At 40.7% G+C, this 21952-nt stretch carries 2 protein-coding genes; both read left to right on the plus strand.

All coding sequences use genetic code 11. The annotated features are described in order from the left end of the window. Complete coding sequence (locus RMY00_RS00385) at positions 1 to 14643, plus strand: DUF4347 domain-containing protein (protein WP_322645668.1); 14643 nt, start codon at positions 1 to 3, stop codon at positions 14641 to 14643. Then, on the plus strand, positions 14618 to 21904 hold the full coding sequence (locus tag RMY00_RS00390; protein WP_322645669.1) for a transporter substrate-binding domain-containing protein: 7287 nt from the start codon (positions 14618 to 14620) through the stop codon (positions 21902 to 21904). Before RMY00_RS00385 ends, RMY00_RS00390 begins: the two co-directional genes overlap by 26 nt. Positions 21905 to 21952: the final 48 nt, after the last annotated feature.

Below are 21952 nucleotides of genomic sequence, written 5' to 3' on the forward strand. Positions count from 1 at the left end.
ATGAATATAAATCATAATCTCCCCTATACCATTGTTTTTATTGATGCCAACATTTCGGGCTATCAAGACTTAATACAGAAAGTTAACCCAGACACTGAAGTAGTAATACTTGATACTGCAAAAGATGGAATTGAGCAGATTACTGAGGCTTTAAACGGACGGCAAGGTATAGAGAGTATTCACATTGTCTCTCACGGCAGTGCTGGAAAACTGCAATTAGGGACAACGCAGTTAAACGGAGATAATTTACAGGCTTATTCTGCTCAATTAAAGCAATGGGGACAAGCCTTAAGTAATAACGGAGATATTCTTCTCTATGGATGTAGTGTTGCTGGAGACAAAGCAGGATTCGAGTTTGTTCAGAAATTAAGCAAGATTACAGGAGCAGATGTTGCCGCTTCAGACGATCTTACAGGGAATGCCGCTTTAGGGGGTGACTGGCAGTTAGAAGTTGAAACTGGCGCGATTGAAGCACAGCAAGCTTTTTATGATGTAGAAAACTTTGCTGGGCTTTTGAATATTATTTCCGTCAAGAACACCAACGATAGTGGCGATGGTTCTTTACGAAAAGCCATTGAAGATGCGGCAAGCAATCCAGGACTTGATGTCATTGATTTAGGAGGAATTTTTGGCACGATTTACCTTAACTCTTCCCTGCCGACCATTCAAAGTGGAAATGATCTTTTCTTTGTTGGTAATAGCAACCTGACTTTCTTTTTTGGTAATAGCAACCTGACTATTGATGGCGGTAGTAACTTTCAGATTCTAGCGATTGATGGTGCAACCGTAGGATTTGAAGGACTGACCTTTGCCAAGGGCTATGCAAGGGGTGGAAATGCTTCCAGCGGAGGCGGGGGTGGACTGGGTGCAGGGGGCGCTCTATTTATTAACAATGGGAAAGTTGTTGTTAATAATGTTAACTTCCAGAATAACAAAGCTGAAGGAGGAGATTCCTCCGACGATGGAGGTGCAAAAGGAGGGAATGATGAGCAAAGCGGTAATACCGGCGGGCGCGGTGGTAGAGCAAACTCAACTGGCTCTTTTTATCTTTTTGGAGGTAATGGGGGTAGTCGGGGCAATAGTAGTGGTGGGAAGGGTGGTCAAGGCGGTCAAGGTGGGTTCGGCGGCGGCGGCGGTGGCGGCGGTGGCGGTGGTGGTGGTGGTGATGATTATGGTCATGGTGGCGCTGGCGGTCAAGGTGGGTTCGGCGGCGGCGGCGGTGGCGGCGGTGGCGGCGGCGCTGATGTTGACACTTTGAGTAATGGAGAAAATGGTAGTGCCGGTGATAGAGGGTATGGAGGCTCTTTTGGTGGTGGTGGTGACAGCGGTTGGGGTGGTGGTGGGCCAAACCGCGATACTATAGGCGGTAAAGGGGGGCGAGGTGGCGGTGGGGCTGGTTTAGGTGGTGCTATCTTTGCGCGTCAAGGAGCAGCACTAACTATTCTCAACAGCAATTTCACAGATAACTCTGTTGTGTATGGAAATGGATACAACAAAGGTCAAACTTATGGTTCAGCATTTGCAGCCCAGTACAACAATACTGCAATTAGTGGTAGAGACAATGGTACGTGGTCTAAAGTTGTCTATCGAGGCAACAATGACCCTGAACGTGCAAATACAGATATTAGTCTGCCCACTATTAGCATTACTCCTGATAGTGCTTCAGAGGTGAGCGGTAAAGCTAACTTCAAGCTCAATGTTAATGGGAGTTTGCCGTCTAATAGTGTAGATGTTTATTATTATGTTAGCAATACAAGTGGAGCTATAGAAGGCACTGATTTTAAGAGTAATACAGGTAAATTTAGTCTGAATCCTAATGAAAAATTACTAACTTTTGATGTAATTAACGATCAGATTTATGACCCTAATGAGTCTTTTACGGTGCGGCTGCTGCCAGGAATAGAATACCAAAAAGATGCTAATAACTTTGAAGCACGAATTACGATTCAAGATGACGAACCGCTCATTAGTATTGAAAAACTCACCGATGGCTCAGAAAATAGCAGCAAAAATGCTGAGTTTAAACTTACCTTTGACAGGGTAAAAACAGAACAATTTAAATTAAAGCTGGACATTCCTAGCGTTTATGAAAAAGACAATAATAATCCCAAAAAATACTTATTAATAACAGGTAATGAGACAATCCGAGGTGCTTATAACAACACGGCTAAAGGTGCTGATTATAAGGTTTATTGGCGCTATGCAGATCACTCTACAAAACAATATTTGACTGGTAATGAAATTACCATTGAACCCAACACAGGAAGAGATAATAAAGCCATTGTGATTGGGCTAGAGCCTATTGATGATGATGTTGCGGAGAAGACGGAATCAGTAACTGTGGGATTGTTACAACAAAAAGACAGTTCTGGTAATCTCTACTATCAGGTTGATCCAAATAAACCATCAGCAACAGTTTCTATTCAAGACAACGAACCCACCTTAGAACTGGTAGAAATTAGAGATGCTAAAGAATATGGCAAGTTACTACTCGCTCAAGAAGATTCTGAGTCTATTGGTTATATTGAATTAAAAGCAGATAGACCAATTACCAATTCTTTTGGGTTGTGGGTAAAATACACTATTACTGCTGGCAGTAATGTAATTCAAGGCATTGATTACCTCAATTCTCAGTATCGGAAAGTATCTTTGCAACCGGATACACAACAAAATGGCATCATTATTCCTCAAGGCGAACAATTAAATATTCCGGGCAATAGTGTTGTCGATGCTTCTAAAATTAGAATTTACTTTATGGCATTGCCAGATGCTATTAAAGAAAATGCTGAAACTGTCACAATTGATGTTCAGCCTTATCATTTTGATACAGATATCACAGGCAATCCCTCAATTTCTAATTTCCGGTTGAAACAAGACGGTCAAATTGTTAGTAAAATTACGGCTAAGTTAAATATTGAAGATAGTAATCTCTATCAGCCACAAGTTTTCATATTAGATCAGGATAATCAGTTGGTTTCTGCAACAAATCCCTTAATAGTTAGAAACCAAAAAGTTGTCTTTAAGGTCAAGTTAGGCAGCCAACCTATTAGTGATGTTAATCTTCAATTTAATTCCCCAACATCAGGGAATTTAGACCGCAGCAATGTTAAATTCCAGGCATCGGCAAAACTAAATCTCGGCACAACAACTGTCAGCGAAGAAACCACAGGTGCTACAGAACCTAATAATACAGCATTCCAAGCAATTCCCATTACAACAACTAGCTTCAAATTTGATGGTTCCATTACTAGTAGCGCCTCCTCGACTGATGTTGATTTGTTTAAAATTTACTTGCAAAAAGGTGACAAAATTACTATTCGGGTAGATGCTCAATCGATCAAGTTATCGAATTTAGATTCAAGATTAAGGTTGCTAAATTCTCAAAGTGAAATTATTGTCGATAACGATGATACGAATGGAAGAGATCCGTTTATACAATATACAGTTACTGCGACGGATACTTACTATATCGGAGTTGCTCATTACAGTGTAAATTATAAACTTTCAGGCGCAACAGATACCAATTCAGGTTCTGGAAAATATAAATTGGCTGTTGATGTAAATCCTATATCTGCTACCAATTCTTGGGATGAATTACAAACATTCACTATTAATAATGTTACATCAGATTTGAATTTGACGGCTCAGATTACAAGTCAGGATGCTAACTTTGCTAACTTAAATATTAGCATTCCAGTTACAACGCAAATACCCTTAAAAACAAAGGTTACAGAAGGGACACAACCACAGGATCTTGGTAACCCAGAAATTAGCCTTTTAGTTTCTGACGCTATCAAAGAAGACAATAATCAACCGGGGCAATTTGGATTACAGTTGAATCATGCAGCGAAGCAAGATTTAGCTGTCAAATATACCATTAACGGTAATGCCACCCTTGGTAAGGACTATCAAGGTTTAATTAGTCAAGGAACGATCGCGATCGCTAAGGGTGAAACATCCGTCACAATTCCCATCTCTGCAATTAGCGATTCTATTAAAGAACCGACAGAAACGATTACTCTGACTTTAGATCAGGGAACAGGCTACACCCTAAATAGTGCTAATTCCACTAAAACCCTAAATCTTTTCGATAGCAATACTGTAGGGCTAGAAATAGCAAACGTTACCGTTGATGATCAAATTGTCAATGCTGAAGGTAAAGTCCTACCCATAATTGCCCCTACGTTCCGGACATTGCAAACCTCAGAACGGGTTGATAAAGAAACCTTTGCCATTCGTCTGAAAAGTCAACCTACTCAAGATGTCACCGTCAGCTTTGATGGATTAAATCAGGCTGAAGGTGAGTTAAAACTCTATAACGGTGCTTCTGTATCGACAATCACTTTTACTCCAACCAACTGGGATAAATACCAACTCTTTGATATTGTTGGGAAGCCTGATAATAAAGTTGATGGCGATATTACTTATCAGCTACAAGCAAAAACTACAAGTAGTGATTCTAACTACAATAAATTAACGTTTCCCATTGCCGTTGCCAATCAAGATATTGATGACGATATCGATAATTCGGTAACCATAACTCGTCCTGACCCTACCATAGCGATCGCCAGCTTGCAAGGAGGGAATGTCAATCTTGCTGAAGACAATGGCACGCAAACATTGAAAGTGGTACTCGACCGACCTGCACCACAAGGGGGAACCACGGTCTTCTTATCTTTAGATGGGAGTACTGCAACCTTAAATCAGGATTTCGCCCTCAATACAAACTACTTCCAATTACAAAGCGATAATAGCCCCTTTCAAGGGATAGGTGTCGGTCAATTTAGTACGCCCAGTTTTGCCGATCTCGATCAAGATAGCGATTTAGATTTAATTGTTGGCAAAGCCGACGGTCAAATCGCATTTTATGAAAACACTGGTACACCTGCTGTTCCCTTATTTAAAGAACTACAAAAAACCAATAATCTTTTTAACAACATTAATGTAGGCAATAACAGTACGCCAACCTTTGCTGATCTCGATAAAGATGGCGATCTAGATTTGATTGTTGGTAATGCCGATGGCAAACTTGCCGAGTATGAAAATATTAGCGATCGCACAGGAGTTAAATTTGGGCAGCGTTTCGGCTTAAGTAATCCTTTTGAAGAAATTAATAACAGCCTGCCAAACTTTTTTGAACGCTATTTTAGAAATATTAGTGTACCGCAAAACAGTGCCCCAGCCTTTGCCGATCTCGATCAAGATGGCGATCTAGATTTGATTCTTGGTAATGCTGATGGCAAACTCAAATACTACATAAATACTGGCACAGCTTCAAAACCAGTCTTCTCACTTAAAGAAAATAGTCCATTTGACGGTATTGATGTTGGCGATAATAGCATCCCATCTTTCACAGATATCGATAACGATGGTGACTTAGACTTATTTGTGGGGCGAAAAGACGGTTCTGTTGCTTTCTATCGCAATACAGGTAACCCAACAACACCAACTTTTACCGTAGATACTATCAACTTCCCTGGTAGTCCGTGGAAAGTAGGAGCAAATAGTGCGCCTGTTTTTGCCGATTTAAATAACAATGGCAGTGTAGATGTTGTCATTGGCGCAGCAGATGGAAAACTGCAATACCTCAAGCAATTTCCAGCAGTTGTGATTCCTGAAGGACAAACTAGCGCTGAAATTACAGTTAAATCTCTTGGCGATCAAATTAAAGAAACAGACGAAACTATTAATCTGAAACTCGGTAGTGGAGAAGGATATCAAATCGATCAAAATGCGCCAGAAAATTTCCGGCAACCTCTGACAATTCAAGATAATGACCAAGCTGGAATTCTGATTAAGGATGCTCAAGGAAAATCATTACAGTCGCTACAATTTTCTACGAAAGAAGGCGATACTACTCCCCTCACCTTCACAGCCGAATTAACCAGTAAACCCACAGATACAGTTGAGATTTATTTTTCTACTAGTAATAGTATAGAAGGAAAACTCATCACCAAAAACTCAAAAAAGTCACAATCTTCAGATGAAGTTGCTTTAAAATTTACTCCCGACAATTGGAATCAACCGCAACAATTTTTCATTGTTCCCCAGGACGATCGCGTTCAAGATGGGGCTGTTAGTTATGTTATTAACAGACGTATTCAAAGTAATGACCCCAACTATAACGATACGAACGATACGAAAAAATATCAGTTGACTGTCGTCAACAATGACGATGGTGACCAGGCAGGATTGACAATCACTCCACTAGTGGGTGTGACAGAAGGTACAGGAGATTCCTTTACAATTAAGCTCAACAGTCAACCTGTTGGTAACGTCGTGGTAACGATGACTCCAGGTAATGAGGAATTTAACTTCATCGGTAAACAACCTGGAGAAATAGTCAGTCTTACCTTCGATTCACAAACATGGGATATACCTCAAACCGTTCAAATTACTGCTGTTGATGATGACAAAGTTGAGTATCTACAAAAAAGTCAGATCAACTTCCAAGTTTCTGGAGAGGATGAACTTTATAAAAAACTAACTGCAACTCTCAAGCCTTTAGAAGTCCTCATCAAAGATAATGATATTCCTACAGCTCGCATTACAGCAGGGAGAGCCGCAGCAGAAATTTTCTCCACTCCTGGATACTTCATTATCGACTTGGATCGCGATCTGACATCACTACCTCCAGAAAATACAGGAATTGAGGTCAATTATCGTATTAATGGAGGAAGTGCTACTCTCAATCAAGATTATCAATCAATTCAAACTGATTCTAATACAACTGGTAAGGTTCGCGTTTTTGGTAATCAAGTCTTAGTGCCGATTGTTCCCATTGACGATAAGGTAGTTGAAGACCTAAACCTTTCTGTTAAGAATGTAACTCGAATTAACAATACAACATTAAAATTAGGAGTTTCTGCCAAAGCTTTAAGCTCTAATAAAGACGTAAAAAATGCCCAATCTTTGCCATTGTCTAAAGACAGCATTGTTGAATTTGGTAATATTAAAGGAACCGTAACTGAAACCACAAATCTGACTCAAATTGGCCAAGGTTGGTTCAACTTTGATGGCAAGGATGACTACGTTTCTGTCAATGATCCGAAAATTAGCGGCGATTATACAATTGAGGCTTGGATTAAAATCGATCAACATCAATCATTCTCACGGATTGTTGATTTTGGTAATGGTGAAGCACAAAATAACATCATTTTGAATTTTGATGGTGCTACAGGGAGACTGCGCTTAGAAACCTATGTAGGGAAAAACAGAAACTATACATCGGTAACCACAGAGAACTTGCTACCAACTGGTGAGTGGATTCATGTTGCTGGAGTCAATGATGGTAAAGGAAATGCTCATCTCTATATCAATGGAGAGTTAGTAAAATCAGCAAGCGGACAAAATATAGCTGAGAATGTGGATCGGGCAAGTAATTACATTGCTCGCAGTAATTGGGCAAATGATAAGTATTTTCAGGGGAATATAGCGGAAGTCAGAATTTGGGATACTGCCCGTACGCAACAGCAAATTGTAGAAAACATGAACCGTTTTCTCATTGGTAAAGAAGATAGTTTAAATGTTTACTACAGTGCTAATACTAATAGTATCAACCAACAGCAATTAACAACGGGAACAATTACAGATATCAATGGCAAGGGTGTCAATGGCAGCTTAAAGAATGGGGCCAAGTGGACAGTTGACACTAATAATAACCCTGTTGACAATAACGTACTAAATTACAGGGGCGATATTCAAGTAAATGTTGACTCTGCTGTAGCACAGCAAATTACGGCAGGTTCTGTGGCCCGAATTCCTTCAGAAACAGTGTCGGTAGAGTTACTTCCTGATGACGGCTATAAGTTAGATAATGCTACTAAATCAGCCAGTCTGAATATTATTGACAATGATGTCCCAGGAGTGCGAATTGTCGAAGCGGGAAATCGGACAGTTGCGATCGAAGATGATCCCTTCAAAACTAGCGATCAGGATCAAATTCGCTATTCTCAATTTGAAGTGTCGTTACTGAGTGAACCTTCTGCACCTGTGACATTAACGTTAACTAGCCCCACCACGAAAAATGGGAAAAAGCAGTTAACCTTGATGGATCTGTCTAGTGGAATTCCTAAGCCTGTTGATTCGGTGACGCTAACGTTTAAACCAGAAAATTGGTATCAACTGCAAACCGTTAATGTGCAAGGGTTTGATGATGGTATCCTCGAATCCGATACAGACCCCACAAATCCCCATGAGGCGAAGATTAAATATCAAGTTACCAGTAGCGATCCCAATTACCATAATTTACCAGTTGTCGATCAAACTATTGGTTTAGTCGATCGCGTTCTGGATAAAGCAAAAACCACTGAAGGCGTAACAGCAGGCTTTGGGACACTGCAACAGACGATAAATCAAATTGAATTGCCAATTATTGGTTCTTTAGAAGGGCGTTCGCCGACGTTGTTTGCAGATTTAGGGAATGCGATTGTTAAAGGCATTTCTCAAGCGCAAACCGATCGCCTGACTTCAACAAAACTCGATAGCATTATTGAAAACGCTTTAACAGATTTAGGACTTACTGGTGTCAAAGTTAATACTAAAGTTACAGATACAGACACTTATTTTTCCTTTGAACTGAAAAAGCAGTACAACGCCTTTAATGTCAATCTGTCTAGCAATTTGGGGTTACCAGCTTTAGGAATTGGGTTTCAATCGCAAGGGAAACTCAGTGCTGATTTTAAATTTGATCTATCGATTGGGTTTGGGCTAAATAAGTTACTTGGGTTCTATCTCGATCCAGAAAAGACAAAATTGAGTGCGGATGTCAGCCTCACCCTCCCAGGTTTTGCAGCTAAGGGGAATTTAGGATTTTTGCAAGTTGACTTTAAAGACGACGATAAAAATCCGACGAAGTTAGGGGTTTCTTTTAACGCCCGTCTCAAAGATCCCGAAGCAGAGAAAAACAAACGTCAAACTGTTGAGACTCCTACAATTACAACAATTGATGTTAAAGCTACTCAAGTAGAAACCTCTCCAGATGATGCGGTAACAATTCCCAAAACGAAGAGTCTTGCCGCTGTTCCGTCAGAAAAAGCGCCCAGTGAACCTTTGGCGAATCCTGATAAAGGGCTACCCGATCAACTCACCAAGGCGATTCCCACCAAAAAGATGCAGCAAATTCCTGTGGGTAGTCGTACTTTGGCACAGACGGTAGACCAAAAAACGGTGCAATACAATCAGAATTTGCAGACAATTGAGCGAATTCCAGATTTAACTTCTGCTTTTCCCAAGGTATCTACCCAAACCTTAATAGATTGGTTAAAGAAGCCGTCTACAGAGATTTCTGGTATAGATCAGGCGATCGCCGATCTGCTCAAGCAAGCTTCTCCAGAAGTGAAAACAGCGCTGTTAACTCTCCTCAAAGACGCGGGTAATGTTGACATCGCACTGACAAATTTGCCTAATCAAAAAGACCTGCAAATTACCTATACAGGAACCCTAGATTTAACCAAGCTGTTGAGTGTGATTCCTGGAGTTAAAGATTTACCACTCAAAGGATTGAAGTTACCTGTCGAAAAACCCAGATTAACTATTACAAATTTAGGGCAGGAAAATGCAGACTACATTTTTGCGGCTGACAGTCTACCCAAACAAGAATTAATAACTTGGCTCGCAAACCAAGGCAAAACTCTATTACCTACAGAAGTTCAAAGTGTTCTCGATCAACTCTCAGCCCTGACAAAAAAAGTCAATTTAGTATTAGGGAAGCATCAAATTAAAGTCTCCTATCAAGGCGACTTAGATATAGCGCAGTTGACTGGTATAATTCCAGGTATTAAAGATTTACCCTTGAAGGGATTAACCCTAAACGTCACCAATCCTAGTATTACGATTACCAATCCAGGTAGTAAAAGTGCAAATTATGCGTTTATCGCTCAAGAACTGCCGAAGAAAGCACTAGTAGATTGGTTAACTAACCAAGGCAAAACACTTTTAAGCACAGAAAGTCAGGATGTTTTAAATCAGCTTTTAGCACTGACAGAAAAAATTGATTTGGTGCTAGGAAAAGAGCAAATTAAAGTCACTTATAAAAATAGTTTAGACTTAGCGAAGCTGACAACAGTAATACCTGGGATTAAAGATTTACCTTTAAATGGATTAACGCTACCTGTCATCAATCCTAGCATTACGATTACCAATCCTCAGAGCAAAAATGCCAGTTACGCCTTTAGTGCCGATAGTCTACCAAAGAAACAACTAGTAGATTGGTTAAGCAACCAAGGAAAAACACTTTTACCCGCAGAAGTTCAAAGTGTTTTAAATCAACTGTTAGATTTTACAGAAAACATCGATTTGGTGTTAGGGAAGGATCAAATTCAAGTCGCTTATCAAGGTAACTTAGATTTAGCCAAGTTAGCTAAAGTAATTCCAGGGGTTAAAGATTTACCTTTAACTGAATTGATTTTACCTGTTACCAATCCCCACCTGACAATTAGTAATCTCAAAGGGACTCCAGATTATGCCTTTGCTGCTGACAGTCTACCAAAACGTCCTCTGATAGAGTGGTTAAGCAAAAAAGGTAAAGAACTTTTACCCGCAGACGCACAAACTGTTCTCAATCAACTTTTTGCTTCTGGATTGGAACAGGTAGATGTGATTTTGGGCAATCAACAAATGCAAATCACTTATAACGGCGATTTGCAGTTGAATGCATTAATACCCTTAATTCCTGGGTTGACAGATTTACCTTTAGAAGGGTTGAATTTGCCTGTCACTAATCCCAGCCTAACGTTACTAAATTTCGGCGTGAAAGATAAAGCAGTTGATTATGCTTTTTCTGTGAAGCGCTTACCGAAAAAAGAGCTACTTGATTGGGTGAAGAATAAAGCTGTAAACCTTCTACCGCAAGAGGTACGTGAGGTTTTAGATAATCTATTGCAGTTAACAGAAAATGTTGACTTACAACTAGGTAAAAACCAGATTCAAGTTGCTTATTTGGGCGATCTAGATTTAGGGGCGATTTTAAAACAAGTTCCGGGGCTAAAGGATTTACCATTAAACACCCTGAAACTACTTGTAACAAATCCTCGGCTAACAATTACGAATCCTAGCAGCAGAGATATTGATTACAGTTTTAGTGCCGATCGCTTACCTAAAAAGGAACTGATTGAGTGGTTGGTGCAGCAGTTACCCGAAGATGCTAAATCCATTGTAAATCAGGTTTCTGATATCGCCCAACAGGTGGATATTCTGTTTAGCGATCGCCAATTGCAATTAGCTTATCAGGGCAATGTCGATTTAGCTGCGATCGCAAAAGTCATACCTGGCATTAAAGACCTATCTTTAGATGGATTGACTTTACCTGTTAACAATCCGCGCCTCACTCTCAGCAATTTGGGAACAAAGAATCTCAAAGATATTGATTTTGCATTTGCTAGCGATCGCTTACCTAAGACAGAATTAGTCAATTGGTTGACAAAAACTGTCATCGCCAAGTTACCCCAAGATGTTCGAGAATTTATCAAAGGAGCGATCGCGGTTGTTGAGAATCTCGATGTGAAGTTTGCCAACAATCAAATCCAAATCACCTATTTAGGCGATCTCAATTTCAAAACTATCCTCGATAAAATCACCACGCAACTAGGAGACTTTTTACTTCCCCTCAAAGGATTAGATTTAGCGATCGCTAATCCCAGCATCACGATTACCAATCCTCAAGATTCCCCTAGCTTCAGCTTCAGTGCCGATCGGCTACCGCTCAACACCATCAATTCAGTGAAAACTTGGTTGACTAATCAGGTTAACACTTACATTACCGATGAAAGCACGCGTAATGTCTTCACGGGACTGTTGAAGGAAATTTCTCAAGTTGATTTAGTGCTGGGAGATAAACAAACTCAAATCAACTACCTGGGAACAGTCGATTTAGCCAAGGCGCTGAGGGTGATTCCGGGATTAAGTTCTTTGACTCCCAGTACTTTACAACTTCCGGTTCTCAATCCCAGCTTTACTGTCATTACCAACGCCAAGAATCGCAGCTATAGTTTACTTGCTGAACAGTTGCCCAAAAAACAGTTAACAGAATGGCTAACTGAAAAAGTTAAGGCGTTGCTTCCAACAGAAGTGAGTAGCATCATCGATTCCCTGTTGAACATAGGCGATCGCTTGGATGTGGAATTGGGTAACAATCAACTGCAACTGAGTTACAAAGGAAACCTTGATTTAGCCAAAATTATCGCAGTCATTCCGGGATTAAAAGACTTACCACTCAATGGTTTGCAGTTACCTGTTCTCAATCCCAGATTTGCGATTACGAATTTGGGTAAAAATGCCAGCTTTAGCTTTGCTGCCGATCAGTTACCCAAACAACAACTAATTACTTGGATCAAAGCCCAATTGCCTGAAGATGTGCGATCGCTACTCGATAATATCTCTGCGGTAGCACAGCAGTTGGATGTGGTTATGGGCAACAACCAGATTCAAGTCACCTACAATGGTGCAGTCGATTTGGTGCAAGTGCTTGGCTTGATTCCGGGAGTAAAAGAACTGCTTGCTAGTTCTACAACTCCCCTCAACATTATCAACCCCAGTCTGACTATCTTCAACCCTGGTAAGAACGCCAGCTTTAGCTTTGCTGCTGAGAAGTTACCCAAAAAAGAACTGCTCGATTTAATCAGTTCTCAATTACCAGCAGATGTTAAAGCTGTCTTTGATAAGTTATCAGCGAATCTGGATGTTGTCTTTGCCAAAGATAAAATTCAACTGGATTATCGCGGCGATATCGATCTCATGCAGATCGCCAATTTAATTCCGGGGGTAAAAGACTTACCTTTGAATGGGTTGGCACTCATTGTTACTAATCCCAGCTTGACATTAATCAACCAAGGTAAGCAAGGAGGAGCCTATAAATTTGACTATCTCTTGAGTGCCGAACGCCTCCCTGTTCAACCCCTAATTACTTGGGTAAAGGCTAATACTGGCAATGTCTTACCCCAACAAGTGGGTACGCTTCTCGATCAGCTACTAGCAATCGGTAAAGATAAGAATGGTAAAGACCTTGACATTAATCTCATTTTAGGAACTGGACAAATGCAAATCGCTGTGGTTGGCGATCTTGACATTGTGAAAGTCATTAGCTTGATTCCGGGTGTGAAAGATATCAAAGCCCTTGCGGGACTTAACTTGCCAGTTACCAATCCCAGCATTACCATTATTAATCCTAAGAGTAGCGATCCCAATCAAAAAGCTCAGTACCTCTTCAAGAGCGATCGCCTACCCAAAGAAGAACTCGCAACATGGTTAAGAGAGCAGGCGAAAGTCGTACTACCACAAGATGTAGTAGCAATAGTGAATAGTTTGAGTGCGATCGCTCAAGGAATTGATTTAGAAGTCAGTAACGATCAAATTGAGTTGTCCTACGAAGGGACAGTAGAACTGAGCGACATCCTCAAGCAAATTCCCGGCGTTAAAGACCTTCCCCGCGACCAATTCAAGTTACCTGTTCTCAACCCTAGTCTCACAATTAGCAATCTCGGAGCCAATCAAAAGGCTAATTATAGCTTCGTCGCCGATCGCTTGCCCAAAAAAGAATTGATTGATTGGCTGAAAGTCCAAGGAAAAGAACTAATTCCGGCAGAACTGCAATCTATCTTCGACACCTTAAGCGCAATAGGTGAACAGCTAGATGTTAAAGTCGGTGATAGTCAAATTCAAGTAACTTATCAGGGTGACTTAAAGCTAGTAGACATAATTAAGAATATTCCTGGGTTATCCTCCTTTAATTCCCAAGATTTAACTCTTAATGTTAAGAATCCTAGTATTACTATTCTCAACCCTGGCAAAAAAGCTGACTTTCGCTTTCAGGCAGAAAATGTCCCGATTCTAGACTTAACTACCTGGTTAGGAAATCAAGCAGCAGATATACTTCCGCAAGCTGCTAAAGATATTCTCAAGAGTCTGTCTGAGCAAAAAGGCAATCTCAATGTTGTCCTTGACAAGAACGAAATTCAAGTTCTTTATGATGGTGATTTTGATCTGTTTAAGCTTCTGGGACAAATTGATGGAGTCAAAACTTTAACATTGCCACCAGCAGGCAGTTTGTTAGTTAGCAAGCCAGCCTTCACGATTACCAGATACAAAGACAAACCCACAGACACTACTTACAAAACAGACTTTAACTTCACCGCCGAAAAACTCAAAAAAGACGGATTAAAGCAATGGTTAATCGACCAGGCAGGGTCTGCACTACCCCAATCCGTCAAAGATATTGTGTCTGCGTTAGTGGATACAGCCGCAGAGTTTGATGTCCTGTTCAAGAACAATAAACTGCAAATTAGTTACCCCGGAACGCTGGATGTTGGCAAGATTATTCAGAAGATTCCGGGCTTGTCAGACTTAACCACAGGATTGAACTTACCGATTACCAATCCCGTGCTGACAATTTATGACTTAAATAAAGGACTCAGCAAAGCAAATTATACCTTTGCAGCAGATCATTTACCCAAGGAAGAATTGGTAGATTGGCTGACCAAACAAGCCAACGCTCAACTCCCCCAAGAGGTGATGAATGTTGTCAATGATCTTCTGGAATTAGCTCGTCGCCTTGATGTACAGCTAGGCACAAATAAATTCCATCCAAATCACTTACGAAGGCGTTCTCGATTTAGCCACAGTCTTGAAAAAGATTCCTGGCATAGATAACTTATCCGTTGATAATTTAAAACTACCAATTACCAATCCCAGTATCACCATTATCAAACCGGAGAAGAATGCTAGCGGGTTAGCTGGCACTTGGAAAGATGCAACTTTTAAATTTAAGGCAGATCAATTACCAACAAAAGAGTTAACATCTTGGCTTGGTGAAAAAGCGAAATCCATATTGCCGAGTGAAATGTCTAATACCGTTACCCAGGTCTTGAATGCTTTTGGTACGGTCAATTTGACATTAGAAAGCAATAAATTTCAAGTTACATCGGATCAGATCAAACTGGATCAGGTAATTAAGGCAATTCCTGGGCTAGACACTGTATTCACCACCATCCCCGATTTGTCTTTAACCAATCCCAGCTTGACACTGAGCAATTTTAATAAAACAACCAATTATCAGTTTTCTGCTAGTGGCATTAATCTGAGTAATTTAGCCACTTCCTTGGGATTACCAGCCAAAATTGGGGATGTAGATTTACTGCCGTCTACTGTTAATTTATTTGTCAGTAACGATCGCGTACAAATAGTTTCGCCAACTAGTCTTAATCTCACATCCTTAAGTAAAACTCTGGGCTTGCCAGAGGTGATTACTAAATATATTCCGGAAATTAAACTAGATAATCCTCAAATTAGCGTGATTAAAAGCAGCGCTTCCTCCAATAAAGAAATAAGTCTTTCAGGAGAGTTGAGCGGCTTGCAAGTTGGCTTAAGTTACAAAAATGGCAAGTGGGAATCTCAGGGCATTAATGATGGCAATCGCTTAAGTGTCTTGGATTTGGTCAACTTACTAAAAACAGCTAAATCTGTGGCAAAACAAGGTTTCTATGACCTGGTTGAGTATCAATTAGTAGGTGCGGCAAATCTGGGACTGAAAGCAAAAACAAGTATCAACGGTAATTCAGTATTTCCATCCTTCAGTTTTGATATCGCGGCTCAATTCCCCATATTTAACTACGGCAATCAACAACAAGCCGAAAAAAATGGGGCCAACATCAAACTTAATAATATCGCTATTGACTTAGGGACATTTATTAGTAATTTTCTTGGGCCAATTATTAAAGAAGTCAACGAAATTATTGAACCTATTCGCCCTGTAATTAAACTGTTAAATAGTGATACAAAACTTCTGGGTGAATTGGGGCTAGGAAAAGTATTTGATGCGAATAATGATAAAAAAATCACTCTTTTAGAAATTGCCAAAAAGTTAGTTCCAGCAGAACAGAAAGCGAAATTAGAACAATCAGAAAAATTCATCAAGGCTGCCGGGGATATTATCGATCTGATTGAGATTTTAAGCCAGATTCCTGCTAATGAACCGATTGTGATTGATTTGGGCAGCTATGCATTAACTGACTTTAAAGCAGCCAGTCAGAATGCTAAAGATGCTGCGGGTAAAGTAGATACTGGTGCGGGTAATACTAACGGACTACAAACAACAAAAACCACATCCGATCCACTCAAGCAATCGGAACAGAAAGTTAGTAGCAATCCTAATGCTAAAGCTACATCTAGTTTCTTCAGCAAACTAAAAAATCTTGAAGGGTTACAGTTCCCCATCCTCACCAATCCCCTCAAGGCAATTGATCTGCTGTTAGGTAAAACTACCGACCTGGTGATTTATGACATCCCCGACCTTGATTTTAACTTTGCTATTTCACAAAGCTTCCCTATCTATACTCCTGTCTATGGAGAGTTAAGCGGTGGATTTACAGCCAAAACAAATTTGGTTGGGGGTTTTGATACCTATGGAATTAATCAGTGGAAAAACAACAATTTCTCCTTAAAGGATTCCTATAAAGTCTTCGATGGTTTCTATCTCAGTGACTGGGATAGTACAGGAAAAGATATTGATGAGTTGACCTTAACTGCCACTATTGCTGCTGGCTTGCAGTTAAAAGCCTTAATTGCTGACGCAACGCTCCGAGGCGGTATTCAAGGTACGGTTGGTTTAGATATTGTCGATGTGGGTGAAAACAATGGCACCAGCGATGGCAAGATTCGAGCTTCTGAAATTATTTCTCGGATCGACAAACCATTTGAATTGTTTAACCTCAATGGTAAAGTTGATGCTTTTCTCGAAGGAGAAATTAAAGTTTTCGGATTGGGTTCAGTCTGGAAAAAAGAATTTGGACGACTGAATTTAGCAAAGTTCTCTTTGGGTGCATCAGGATTTAGTGCTAGTGGTTCTGTTTCTCAAAGCTATATTGCGGCAGCGACAATTATCTTCGATACGAATTTCAACAATCAATGGGATGAAGGCGAAATTAAGACCATTTCCGATGAATATGGTCAATTTAATTTAGATTTACCCCAAGAATTCGATATCAATGGTGATGGCATCATTAACCCATCAGAAGGGCAATTGCTAGCTTTGGATGGTTTTGATACTTCCAGTGGCTTGCCATCTGGTGCTTTGATTGCGCTTCCAGATGCCAAGATTATTACGCCTCTAACGAGTTTACGAGCGAAATTAGTTCAAAAAGCAGGATTAACTGATAAAGAAGCAGATGTGCTGGTAAAAGAGCAACTAGGGCTAGAAAAATTTGACGATGATATCGATACCTTTGATCCGCTTTTGGCTTTAGGTAAAGGTAGCCAAAAAGGTTTAACTATTTATCTCACCCATATTCAAGTACAGGCGTTGCTAAATCATGGGCGTGCTTTTCTGGATGGTTTACAGAGCAATCCCAATAATTTACTAGAGGCGATCGCATCTTTGGCGAAGTTTTTCCAACAGCGATCGCAACAGCAATTACCAGCTTTTGATTTAACGAATTCAGAAGTTGTCAAGTCTTTCCTCACCTTCTTACTCGCAGAAAATCAACTCACAGCAACAGATGCCCAACTAAGTAAAGTTGCTGAAATTACCGCCGAAGGGAACAAATTCTTATCCCAAGTTGCTAAAGTTGGTGCATCAAAATCTCTAGTGGATGCTTTACCCGCCTTAGCTTCTGTGAAGCGAGTAGTTCAAGGCGATGTCGCAAAGTTAGTTAAGCAATTGGCTGAGGGGGGCAATCCAGATGTCATCTTCCAAGAGTTTCAAACCACCCTCAACCAAAACTATACTTTTGTAGATGCCGATATCAGCGCCTTTGGCAATCGCATAATTCGCGTTATTGCTACTGAAGACATCAATGAAACTACTGATAATAAAGCAGAATTTAAAATTGAACTCAGTCAAGTTGCACCGAATCAAGGGTTAACGATACTCTACTCACTGTCTGGGACTGGAACTGAGAATGAAGATTATAAAGTTGGACAAGAAAATGTAGAAGAACTCTACATTCAACCAGGAGAAAGCAGTGCCACAATCACGGTTTCTGCCCTAAATGACGAAGGTACCGAAGGTCAAGAATCCATTACCCTAACACTCAAGTCTGTTGGCGAAGGTTATCTTATTGATCCGACAGCAAAAGTAGCGTTAATCAAGATTGGAGATGATGAGAAGCAGGTAATTAATAGTGTAGTCAAGGGATCTGATATTCGCGGTGGCTTAGGTGATGACACCTTAAATGGCACTCCAGATGATGACCAGTTAGATGGAGATTATGGTAATGATCTGCTGGATGGTAAAGATGGAGATGATGATCTCTTAGGCGCTCAAGGTAACGATACCCTGATCGGTGGTTTAGGTGATGATGTTCTTGAAGGGAATTTCGGGGATGACAACCTTGACGGTGGTTTCGGAGATGATTTTATCGCAGGTAGTTCCGGAAGCGATCGCCTCGTGGGGGGTGACGGTGCAGATATCCTCAATGGTGGAGTTGGCAATGATTATCTCGAAGGAAATCATGGTAACGATGAAATTGCAGGCGGCAGCGGCGATGATATCCTGAACGGTAATGAGGATAATGATTGGCTGGTTGCTGATGACGGCAATGATATTTTAATTGGTGGTACGGGTGATGACATCCTCAATGGCGGTGACGGTGCAGATGTCTTCTTCCTTAATTCTCCTGAAGATGGATTTGATACTATTTTGGATTTCAATCCTCAAGAAGGAGATAAAATTCAGATTTCTAGCAAAGGTTTTGGTGTCACCAATCTGAATGATTTCCGCTTCATTAGTGGTGTGTTAGATTTTAAAGGTAAAAATATTGCTCTCATCCAAAATCAAGGCGATACATATTCCTACTTCCCGAATCTAGCTGACAATATTCAGATAGTTGATCAACAACCCACGGCGATTTCTCCGCCAACCAACAACAATCACAGCAACTCTATAATACCCAGCGATCCAGCCAAAGCTGCTAATACTAATAACCCTACACTGCTCGACAAAATTTTGCAGCGTGGTTATATCAAATTGGGTACATCTGCATCATCAAATACTCTGAAGTTTGATACTGAATTTGTCCGCGCTTTGGCTGCGGCACTTTTTGGGGATGCTAGTAAAGTTGAGCAGGTTACAAGCAATTTTGCTGACACATTCCAACTCGTTGCCGATCGCAAAGTTGATTTAAGTGCGCGCCGAGTTACCGAAAATCTCACAAGAGATGCCAGCCTGAATGTAGATTTTGGCCCTGTTTATCTCTACGATCACCAAGCTGTTCTTGTCCGAGCTAATAGCAATATCAAAAATGTCTTAGACCTGAATAGTCACACAATTGGTCTGCTGACTGGGACAACAGCCTTAGATAATTTACAAAACCTCTTAACTCCTGAAGGAGTTAAATTTGTTCCCCGCTTCTTTACCTCCACTGATGAACTATTTACTGTTTATAGCCGAGGTGAAATCGATGCTGTTTCTACAGATCGGTCGCTGATTTATAATCGAGTAGGCAGTTTATCCCAAGCGCAAAATCAGCGGGTTTTAGATGTCGAATTTTCTCAAGAACCCATTGCCTTAGTCTTACCGGAAAATGAGTCAGAGTGGGCAGATGTTGTGCGCTGGGTGACGAATGCGACAATTCAAGCTGAAGAATTTGGCATTAGTTCCCAGAATATTGACCAGATTTTCGCTGATAATACCGATAAGCGTGATGATAATGATTCTGATCTGGCAATTCGTCGTTTCTTAGGTTTAGAAGACGAATTGGGTGCAGCCTTGGGTATCCGCAAAGATTTTGTTGTCCAAGTAATTAAGCAGGTGGGGAACTATGGGGAGATTTATCAACGTAGTTTCCCAAATTTAGAGCGCGATCGCAATCTTCTGTGGACAGATGGCGGTTTAATGTATTCTCTACCTTTCTCTGGTAGCTCAGACGATGTTCAGTTAATCGATAACGATCAGCGCCAATTGTTAGCAGAGATTCAGCAGCGAGGCGTAATCAAGTTTGGTTTACCGGAAACTCTACAATTTCCAGGAATTGCCGCTAAACAAAATGATGGCACTCTCAAAGGCTTTGATGTTGATTTAGCTAGAGCTTTATCTGCTGCGGTGTTCGGAGATGCAAGCAAAGTTGAATTTGTCACCCAATTATTAAATGATGCTTTTGTCAATGCAGCTAATGGCATTGTTGATGTTTCTGCGGGAGCTTATACCCACAACCTGATACGTGATGCCAAGCTGGGAATTGACTACAGTCCAACTTATCTTTACAGCCAACAAGGGATTCTGACTCGGTTTGATAGCGGAATTACTACACTACCTACCCTCAATGGTCGTAAAATTGGTGTCGTCACAGGAACTTCTGCCCTGCAAAACCTGGAAGATGCTCTGGAGAAATTTGATGTCAGTTTCACTCCTTCCTACTTCGATCGCAGTGATGATATGTATGCTGCTTACGTCAAAGGAGATGTGGATGCTATTTTCAATGACATCACCCTGCTGGCAGGAAAAATACCGACTTTTGAGCATCCAGAAGAACACGAAATTTTAAAAGAAGTCTTCTCTAAGGAACCCTTAGCTTTAGTGATTGACGAAAACCAGTCAGAGTGGGCTGATGTGGTGCGTTGGGTAACTTATTCCTTAATTCAGGCGGAAGAATATGGTATTACCTCAAAAAACATTGATGAGTTGATTGCTAAAAATACCAATGACAACCTGGCTGATGATTCTGATGCCCAAATTCATGAATTTTTAGGAATCAAAGGGAATTTAGGAGCCACCCTTGGCTTACCCAATGACTTTGTAGTCAAGATAATTCAGGCAGTAGGTAACTATGAGGAAATCTATGCACGGAATTTCAACACAGACTTGTTACCCCGCGATCAAAATGAACTCTATAGCAACTTTGGCATCCAATATGCTCCACCTTTTAGTGTTAACAACGCTAGTTTAACCGATGAACCAGATTTCCCATTGCTGCTGAGTCGCTCTCTTGCCAATGACAAAGTGCTAAAACTGGGTAGTGCAACTAAACTAAAACTGAAAATCAATAAAAACAATAGTACCCAAGTTAACGAAATTGGCGTATTTGTCGTAGATGACGACGCTGGTACTATAGGCGGACTGACTCCAGGTGCATCTGGTTATGCCCAAGCAGCATTAGCAAGGGCGCAAATCATGTTTAGTGCGATCGCTAACTTACCCCAAGGTTTTGCAGCAGAAGAACTGTCACGCATCTTAGACGAATTACCAGCATACACTCGTTTGGGCTTCTACGCCGTACAAAATGGTACTACTGATGCTCTCCTGCGCGGACAAAATCAAAGCGTATTCTTTGGCACTGTAGTTGGCAGTGATAATGCATTGAAGCTGTTGGATGCAGGTAACAATACCTTCTCCTTAGTTTGGCGCACCCCAGATGGCAGCAATTTTCTTGACTTAGAAATGACCATACAGCCAACTACTCAACTCCCAACCTTGGGCACAAAAACACAAACTCGATCCCAAGGCGAGATGCTAGACTTGCGCGAAATGAGTAACCAAAGTACCACAGCCAACTTCATGATTTATCGTGAAGCTGCCTTCGATAACTTTGTTGGCTTTTATCGGGTGATTGATCCCCTTAACGGAGCTATTGATACTGGTAATGGCATTGTGCTGCCAGGTGAAGCTGGTTACACTCAAGCTGCGATCAAAGATGCTCAAAAACTAGGTATCAATCTAAGTACCGCTAACCAAAACACCACAACCTTGAGCGCTACTCTTGATAAATCGATATTTGCACCATTTATTGTCAGCAATAGTAGTTTTGAACAAGTACTGAATGGGCAAGAACTTGACCAAGTTTACTTTTCGTTCCTCAGCGCTAATCGGGATGGTGTAGACCACATACGGATGTTAGGAGATAACATCTTTAGCTTTGAAGATTTGCCAGGAGGTGGTGATGTTGACTATAACGACATCATCATCCGCGTTAATTTGTAGCAAGGATTTTAATATCATGCATAATCATTTTCATATATGAAATCAGCA

The sequence above is a fragment of the Nostoc sp. ChiVER01 genome (genome assembly GCF_034531155.1).
In the GTDB taxonomy this organism is placed as follows: Bacteria; Cyanobacteriota; Cyanobacteriia; order Cyanobacteriales; family Nostocaceae; genus Nostoc.